This is a genomic window from Xaviernesmea oryzae (assembly GCF_900109605.1).
Taxonomy (GTDB): domain Bacteria; phylum Pseudomonadota; class Alphaproteobacteria; order Rhizobiales; family Rhizobiaceae; genus Xaviernesmea; species Xaviernesmea oryzae.
Genome location: NZ_FOAM01000018.1, coordinates 106,678 through 115,243 on the forward strand (window position 1 = coordinate 106,678; position 8,566 = coordinate 115,243).

The window sequence follows — 8,566 nt, forward strand, 5'->3', positions numbered from 1 at the left end:
TTCTCTTGCTTCGAAAGCCCGTCAGTATGACACGCTACATCATCATCGGCGCCGGTGCGGTCGGCGCCAGTCTGGCCGCTGAATTCGAGAGCCATGGTCTTGATTATGTTCTTGTCGGCCGTGGCGAGCAGATTGCTCATATTGCCGCGCAGGGGCTGACCTATCGAAGGCCTGGTGGCACGCGCGTGCTTGCCTTGAAAACCGCCGATCAAAGCTCCCCGCCCGCGCTGAAACCGGGTGACGTCCTTCTTCTCACGGTCAAGACACAGGATGTGGAGACCACAAGCCAGGATTGGGCCTGGCTGGACATACCGGGCGGCGGGCTTGCCGCCACATTGCCGATCGTCACCTTTCAAAATGGGCTGGCGGCCGAGGAGATTGTGCTGCGCCGGTTCGACAGCGTTCATGCCGCAAGCATTCTGATCCCCGCACGTTATACCCGTACCGGCGAAGTCACCGTCGCGAGCACGCCGCATGTCGGCGTGGTCACGCTCGGCCGCTTTCCGCACGGCGTGGACGAGATCACCCATGCCATCGTCACCGATCTGAACCGCGCCGGCTATCTTGCCGAAGCGCGCGCCGATATTCGCCGCTGGAAAGCCGCCAAGCTCATCCATAATGTCGGCAATGCATTAGAGCTTTTTTCCGACCCGCCGGAAGTTCATGCAAAAACTGCGGAGGCGCTGGCGGCGGAGGCGCATTCCATTTTGCAGGCGGCAAGCCACGATCCGGCCGACCCATCGGAGCGCGGGGTCGATCTTTCGTCCTGGCGAATCGCGGAGATTACCGGCGACGAGGCGGGAGGAAAATCCACCTGGCAGAGCTTCGTGCGGGGAACGTCGAGCGAGGTCGATTATCTCAATGGGGAGATCGTGCGGCTGGCTCGCCTGCATGGACTTGCCGCGCCTTTTAACGCTGCCGTGCAAGCGGCGGCGGCCACCCTTGCGCGGGATGGCGCCGCGCCGGGCACACGCCCATTGAACCTCGCTTTGCCGGCCTGACACCGGCATCCACATCTCTGCCGCGCCGGTGTGACAGGCACTCTGGCAGGCCCTTGAATGAAGACGGACTCAAGCATGCGAATTCCCATCTCGGAGCAAATCCTCACCGTGGCTGGCGCCCTGTTCTACAGGGAAGGCATCCGCGCCATCGGCATTGACAGGATCATCGAGGAAGCGAGCGTCGCCAAGGCCACGCTCTACCGGCATTTCCCGTCCAAGGATCATCTGGTCGCCGCCTACCTCACGCAGCGCCATGACCGCGTGATCGCCGCGCTGCACGAGGTGGCTGAAGAAATCGACGCACCGCGCGATCAGATCGCCGCCCTTTTTCAAAGGCTCTATGAGAAGGCAGAGAGCCGGGACTTTCGCGGCTGTGCCTTCGCACTCGCCGTGGCCGAGCATGGCGATTCCGAGCGTGTGGTCGAGGTGGCGCGTCGACACAAGCAGGCCGTCTTCGAAATTTTTCGCAGCACCGTGGCTGGAGCGCTGACCACGCCGGAACAGACAGCCGCCCATCTGGCTCTGCTTTATGAGGGCGCGCTCGCTACCGTCGCCGTCAATCGCGATCCAAACGCCATTCTCACCGCCCGCGATTGTGCGCTGGCCGTTTTTGACAATGCATGCCTTCGGAGTGCCGCATGAGCCGGACCATTGATTACTTCTTCAGCGTCGGCTCACCTTGGGCCTATATCGGTTTCGACGCTTTTCTGGAGCTCGCCGAAAGACAGGGCGCGACGGTCAGGCCGCATATCATTTCGCTGATTGAGGAAAACGGCGCGATCTATTCGCGCAACCGGCCGGAGGCACGGCGCGCTTATTGGTATCGCGATCTTAGCCGCTGGGCCGCCCTGCGCGGCAAGCCTCTGGCGCTTGAAAACCGCGCTGGCCTGGCCGACGCCGCACCTGCCGGCCGCCTGGTGATTGCCGCAGAACAGGAAGGGCTTGACTGGATCGGGCTGACGCGCGCGCTGCAATCGGCCTTCTGGGGTCGTGCGGAAGACATTGGCCAGCCCGAGCACCGTGCCGGCCTGCTTGCTGCCACCGGCTTCGATGCGCCAGTGCTGGAGGCGCGCGCCGCCCAACCTGACGTGGACGCCATTCTACGGAGCCATTATGCTGCGGCAAAGGAGGCTGGCGTCTTCGGCATTCCGACCTTTCGCTATGAGGGAGAGCTTTACTGGGGGCAGGACAGTCTGCCCTTCCTCGAGCGGCATCTCGACGGTAAGCCGCTCATCGCCTGATCTGCCTGAAAGCATGACACCGGACCGTCATTGCCCGATGCCGCCAGTCAAAGCGTTTCAGCGTCGGCTGCACATCGTCATACAGCACAGCTACGAAAGATTTGCACCATGACCATTATGCCGGAGGCCCTGACACAGGCGCTATCGGCGCGCTTTGGCGATCGCTTCAGCCGCACCGAGGCCTTACGCGCCCAGCACGGGCAAGGCGAATCCTACCACCCCTCGGCACCACCCGATGCCGTGGTCTTCGCCGAGACCACGGAAGAGGTCTCGGAAATCGTTCGCCTTTGCGCCGCAGAGCGCGTGCCGGTTATCGCCTTCGGCGCGGGCACATCGCTGGAAGGGCATTTGTCGGCGGTCCGTGGTGGCGTTTCGGTAGACCTGTCGCGCATGAATGCGATCCTGCGCGTCAGTGCCGAGGATCTCGACTGCACGGTTCAGGCGGGCGTGACGCGCGAGCAGCTGAATACCTGGCTGCGCGACCAAGGCCTGTTCTTCCCCATCGACCCCGGCGCCAATGCCACGCTGGGCGGCATGGCGGCCACCCGCGCCTCGGGCACCAATGCCGTGCGCTATGGCACGATGCGCGAGAATGTTCTGTCGCTGACGGTGGTGCTGCCGGATGGCAGGATCATCCGAACCGGAGGGCGGGCGCGCAAATCCTCCGCCGGCTATGATCTCACGCGGCTGTTCGTCGGCTCGGAGGGAACGCTCGGCATCATCACCGAGGTCACCTTGCGGCTATACGGCCTGCCGGAAACCATCTCGGCCGCGCTCTGCGCCTTTCCGAGCATCGACCAGGCGATCGGCACGGCCATTGCCGTCGTCCAGCTCGGCATTCCCGTCGCCCGCATGGAATTCATGGATCCCGGCTTGATCGCGGCCGTCAATGCGCATTCCGGCCTGTCGCTTCCGACGACAGATACGTTGGCCTTCGAGTTTCACGGCGGGCCGGAAAGCGTGCGCGAGCAGGTCGCGCAGGTCCAAGCCTTGGCGCAAGACAATGGCGGCCACGATTTTTCCTGGGCCAGCACCCCGGAAGAGCGCAACAGGCTGTGGAAGGCGCGCCACAATGCGTTTTACGCGATCGTCTCCCGGCGCCAGAATGCGCGCGGCTGGTCATCGGATGTCTGCGTGCCCGTGTCCGCTCTCAGCGAATGTATTCGCCATACGCGGCACCTGCTCGCCGGTTGCAGCGTGCCGGCCGTGATTCTCGGTCATGTCGGCGACGGCAATTATCACGTCGTCTTTGCGGTCGATCCTCATCATCAGGGCGAGCTCGACGAAGTCGCAGCCGTCAACAAGCAGATGGTGCTGAAGGCCATCGCTTTAGGCGGCACCTGCACGGGCGAGCATGGCATCGGCACCGGTAAGATCGCCTATCTTCGTGCCGAGCATGGCGACGCCGTCGATCTGATGGCGACGATCAAACAGGCGATCGACCCGCTCGGCATCATGAACCCCGGTAAGATGCTGCCCTTGTCCTGACCTATGTCAGCGTTTGCCCGAGACCCAATGTGTCCACGGCGAAACCACGATGCCCTGCGTTTGCGGTTGGCGGACAGTTTCCGGTCTACACCACGCGCCCGCTGGCCATGGGTATGGGTATGAGGATGGTGGCAAAGCGGATAAAACCATGTCGTGTTTGTCATGTTTTATATGCGCGCTGACGAAAAGAGATGTCTGAAACGTGAAGAACGCACGAATTGTCCAGTCTATGATTGCAGGAAAGCAGCGGTTTTTCACCTCGTTCTCGAAACGTTTTTCTTGATCCACCTATGTTTTAGAATGAGGGAACGAGGGCAATTCTTCTGCTTGGCGAAGCCTTACCGTCGCACATTAGCGCTAAATTAATTTATCGAGCCCAAGTTCGCGGATGAAGATCCGGAAAGTGGCGGTGCTTCTCCTTTAGAAGAGCCGCCCAATTTCCCGCATGATACGGGCGATTTCTATCATCTGGCTCTCCCACACGTCTTGAGCTCTGCCGCATCAGGTGAAACGCCGCGCGGCCCGGCAAATATGTCGTTGTGTTGCTGTCACCTTTAAATCTGGCATCGTCACGGTGCTCGGCTGGCCGCCTGGCCGACCGATTGTGCCGCCGCGCGCCGGATCGTGAGCCATGAAACTGCAGCCAAGGCGAGTCTCAGTCGACAAGGACGCACGTGCAGACCAGATGGATCCCCAAATGGCCGCTCAGTTTAAAACTGTCGTGGTCGAGCATCGGATTCTTCAGGCGTCGCGGTACCGATCTCGAAAGGCTTGGTCTTGGGGCCATCCGCAGGGGCGGAGCACGGTCATTGGCGGCGTGACCCCTGTCACACTCGAACGCACTGAGGAAACACGATGAATCTGTCCCTGAAGGCAAAACTCGCCGCCGGCTTCGGCATTATTTTGATCCTCGTTGCTGCTTTGGGCGTCTTCGCACTCGTCCAGCTGAGCGCGGTGAACGACAAGTCGAGCGAGATCGCGGGCAATTGGATGCCGAGCGTCGATGCCTCTGATCGTCTGAACACGGCCACCTCCGACTTCCGCGCCGCCGAGTTGCAGCATGTCATCACGCAGGACGAGGCCGGCATGAAGACCTGGTCGGACGAAGTCGCGAAACTGCGCGCCCAGATCGACAAGGGCCGTCAGGATTATCAACACCTGATCGCAGCACAGGAAGAGCGTTCGCTATTCGAGGCCTTCAGCGCCAAATGGGACGGCTATCTGAAGCTGCACGACCAGGCCTTCGCCTATTCCGCACGCAATGACACTGCCCAGGCCATGGCGATCTACAACGGCGAGGGCTTGAAGGTTTATAACGACGCCTCTCAGGCGCTGCTGAACCTGGTCGATTACAACAGCAAGGGCGGCGCCGATGCGAGTGCCGAAGCCGACGCGATCTACAGCAACTCCCGCCTGCTGGTGCTCAGCGGCATCGGCCTTTGTATCCTGCTCGGCATCGCCATTGCCACCTTCATCGTCCGCGACATCCTGCGCACGCTTGGCGGCGAGCCGGATCGGGTGCGTGAGATCGTCCGCACGGTGGCCGCTGGCGACCTCCGTTTGAACGTCAACACCCGCGCAGGCGACGATGAAAGCCTTCTGGCCGCTGTGCGCGACATGATCGACCGCCTGCGCGGCATCGTCTCGGACGCTCTGGCCGCATCCGACAACGTCTCCTCCGGCAGCCAGGAACTCTCCTCCGCTTCCGAGCAGGTCTCGCAAGGTGCGACCGAACAGGCCTCATCGGCCGAAGAGGCGTCCGCGTCGATGGAGGAGATGGCCGCCAACATCAAGCAGAACGCCGACAACGCCGCCCAGACCGAGAAGATCGCCCGGCAATCCGCCAAGGATGCCGAGATCTCGGGCCAGGCCGTCAATCGCGCCGTCGGCGCCATGCGCACCATCGCCGAGAAGATCTCCATCGTTCAGGAAATCGCGCGCCAGACCGACCTGCTCGCACTCAATGCCGCAGTGGAAGCCGCACGCGCCGGCGAACATGGCAAGGGCTTTGCCGTCGTCGCTTCGGAAGTGCGCAAACTGGCCGAGCGTTCACAGGCCGCCGCCGCCGAAATCTCCGCGCTCTCCGGCGATACCGTTCAGGTCGCGACCGAGGCCGGCGATATGCTGAACCGTCTGGTGCCCGACATCCGCAAGACCGCCGAGCTGGTGTCGGAAATCTCGGCCGCCTGCCGCGAGCAGGACATCGGTGCCTCGCAGATCAACGAAGCGATCCAGCAGCTCGACAAGGTGACCCAGCAGAATGCCGGGGCATCGGAAGAGATGTCCGCCACGTCGGAAGAACTCGCCGCACAGGCCGAAGAGCTGCAGGCGTCGATCTCCTTCTTCAAAGTTGGCGAAGGCGAAGCTGTAGCGGCGCATTCCGCTCCGTCACGTGCGCCCGCGCCGCGCGCCAAGGCGCCTGTCCGGGCAAAGGCGCCGGCCGCCAAGGCAGCACCCGCGCGCCAGAGCGTGGCCACGCAACAGGCCCGTGTGAAGGGCTTCGCGCTCGACATGGGCGGCGCCGATGATGAAGACGACGATTTCCGTCAATCCGCATAAACCCGTCGGCCTGGGGGCAGGCCGTTGAACCGCTGCACCTCGAGGGGGAGCTAAACGTGAACTTCTTCAACAATATTTCCATTCCAAAGAAGTTGATGATCTCCCTCGGGCTGATCATTCTCTCGACGATCTTCGCCAATGCGATCATTTACACCAAGTCGTCAGAGGTGAGGAACACGACCTTCTGGAACACGCATACGATGGCCGTCATCGGCAATGCGAACCAGCTCGTCCTCGCAATGGTCAACCAGGAGACCGGCTATCGCGGCTTTCTTCTGTCGAACGATGCGAAATTTCTCGATCCCTATCGTGCCGGCCAAACGGATTTCGAGAAAGCCTGGACGGACGCCAAGGGCCTGACGGCGGACAATCCGCAGCAGCAGCAGCGGCTGGATCAGATCAAGCAGCTTGCCGAGAGCTGGCGCACGAACGTCGCGGAAAAGGCGATCCGCCTGATGCAGGATCCGCAGACCCGCGAAGAGGGCCGACAGATCGAAATTACCGGCACCGGCAAGGAAGCCATGGACGGCCTGCGCAAGCTGGTCGGCGACGTGATCGGTGAGGAAAGCGCGCTTCTGAAGACCCGCCAGGAAGCACAGAACAATGCGCTGGACCTGATCAACGAGGTCATTCTCGGCAGCATGATCCTGAGCACGCTGATTTGCGCCGGCATCGGCATCCTGATGACAGTGACGATTGCGCGCCCCGTCGGCCGTGTGGCCCAGGCGCTGGAAAAGCTCGCCCGGCCGATCGAAACTGGCCGCCGCGACGAAGTCGGCGTGATGCAGGGCACGGCCCAAGCGGTCGAAGCCGCTTTCACCGACATTTCCGAGCTGATGAAGTCGGTGGCATTGGGCGATCTCTCGCGCAAGCTTGAGCGTGATTATGGTGGGCTGAGCAGCCAGGTCGCCAACAATGTCACGGTCATGGTCACCAATCTGCGCGAGACGGCGCTGATCGCCGACAAGATCGCCGGCGGCGACCTGACGGTCAACGTCACGCCGATGTCCGACAAGGACATGCTCGGCCGCGCGCTGGAAGCCATGGTCGAGCGCCTGCGCATCGTCGTGACGGACGCTTTGGCCGCATCCGACAACGTCTCCTCCGGCAGCCAGGAACTCTCCTCCGCCTCCGAACAAGTCTCGCAAGGCGCCACCGAACAGGCATCCTCGGCCGAAGAGGCCTCCGCCTCGATGGAAGAGATGGCCGCCAACATCAAGCAGAACGCCGACAACGCCGCCCAAACCGAAAAAATCGCCCGTCAGTCCGCCAAGGATGCCGAGATCTCGGGCCAGGCCGTCAACCGCGCTGTCGGCGCCATGCGCACCATCGCCGAGAAGATCTCCATCGTTCAGGAAATCGCGCGCCAGACCGACCTGCTCGCACTCAATGCCGCAGTGGAAGCTGCACGCGCCGGCGAACATGGCAAGGGCTTTGCCGTCGTCGCTTCGGAAGTGCGCAAACTGGCCGAACGCTCTCAGGCGGCCGCCGCTGAAATCTCCGCGCTCTCCGGCGATACCGTTCAGGTCGCGACCGAGGCCGGTGAGATGCTGAATCGTCTGGTGCCCGATATCCGCAAGACCGCCGAACTCGTTTCGGAAATCTCGGCCGCATGCCGCGAGCAGGATATCGGCGCCTCGCAGATCAACGAAGCGATCCAGCAGCTCGACAAGGTGACCCAGCAGAATGCCGGGGCATCGGAAGAGATGTCCTCGACCTCCGAAGAGCTGGCCTCCCAGGCCGAAGAGCTGCAGGCCTCGATTTCCTTCTTCCGGGTCGAGCAGGGACAAAGCAATGGCCGTCAGCCGGCAGCACGCCAGGCGCCCGTTCGCCCGACTGTCCGCAAAGTGGCGCAGGCCGCCGTGCCGGCAAAGCCGAAGCTGGCCCCTGCGCGCCAGAGCGTCAGCGCCCAGCAGGCCCGCGTCAAAGGCTTCGCGCTCGACATGGGCGGCCCTGATGACGAAGACGATGACTTCAGGGAGAGCGCTTGATCATGGCACCGACATCCGTTGAAGCCCAGTTCGTCACCTTCAGCCTCGACGCGGAAATCTTTGCCGTGCCGGTCGGGGTCGTGCGTGAAATCCTCGATTATGAGGACCCCTCGCGCATTCCCCATGGGCCGCCGCATCTGCTCGGCCTGCGTGACGTGCGCGGCCAGGGCGTGCCGATCATCGATCTGCGCGTCCGGCTCGGCATGGACAAGACCGTGCGCACCGCCCACACCCGCATCCTCGTGCTCGACATCCCCATCGCCGACAAGATGCTGGCGCTGGGCCT

General features: G+C 62.6%; 7 protein-coding genes. All 7 read left to right on the forward strand.

Annotated features, from left to right (window positions below; genetic code table 11):
- The first annotated feature begins 26 nt into the window (after window positions 1-26).
- The gene (locus tag BMX61_RS19850) at window positions 27-1,001 is read left to right on the forward strand and encodes a ketopantoate reductase family protein (RefSeq protein WP_075629678.1); all 975 of its coding nucleotides are present in this window, start codon (window positions 27-29) and stop codon (window positions 999-1,001) included.
- Between the two features lie 75 nt (window positions 1,002-1,076).
- Window positions 1,077-1,643 (forward strand): TetR/AcrR family transcriptional regulator, encoded by a 567-nt coding sequence (locus tag BMX61_RS19855; protein WP_075629679.1) that lies wholly within the window; start codon window positions 1,077-1,079, stop codon window positions 1,641-1,643.
- On the forward strand, window positions 1,640-2,242 hold the full coding sequence (locus BMX61_RS19860) for a 2-hydroxychromene-2-carboxylate isomerase (protein ID WP_075629680.1): 603 nt from the start codon (window positions 1,640-1,642) through the stop codon (window positions 2,240-2,242). The genes BMX61_RS19855 and BMX61_RS19860 overlap by 4 nt, the downstream gene beginning before the upstream one ends.
- A gap of 108 nt (window positions 2,243-2,350) precedes the next feature.
- The gene (locus BMX61_RS19865; protein WP_075629681.1) at window positions 2,351-3,730 is read left to right on the forward strand and encodes an FAD-binding oxidoreductase; all 1,380 of its coding nucleotides are present in this window, start codon (window positions 2,351-2,353) and stop codon (window positions 3,728-3,730) included.
- A gap of 855 nt (window positions 3,731-4,585) precedes the next feature.
- The gene (locus BMX61_RS19870; RefSeq protein ID WP_075629682.1) at window positions 4,586-6,289 is read left to right on the forward strand and encodes a methyl-accepting chemotaxis protein; all 1,704 of its coding nucleotides are present in this window, start codon (window positions 4,586-4,588) and stop codon (window positions 6,287-6,289) included.
- 56 nt (window positions 6,290-6,345) lie between these two features.
- Window positions 6,346-8,280, forward strand: coding sequence for a methyl-accepting chemotaxis protein (locus BMX61_RS19875; RefSeq protein WP_234794754.1), 1,935 nt, complete (start codon window positions 6,346-6,348; stop codon window positions 8,278-8,280).
- A 2-nt stretch (window positions 8,281-8,282) separates the two neighbouring features.
- The coding region (locus BMX61_RS19880; RefSeq protein ID WP_170854985.1) for a chemotaxis protein CheW at window positions 8,283-8,566 on the forward strand (284 nt) is incomplete at its 3' end.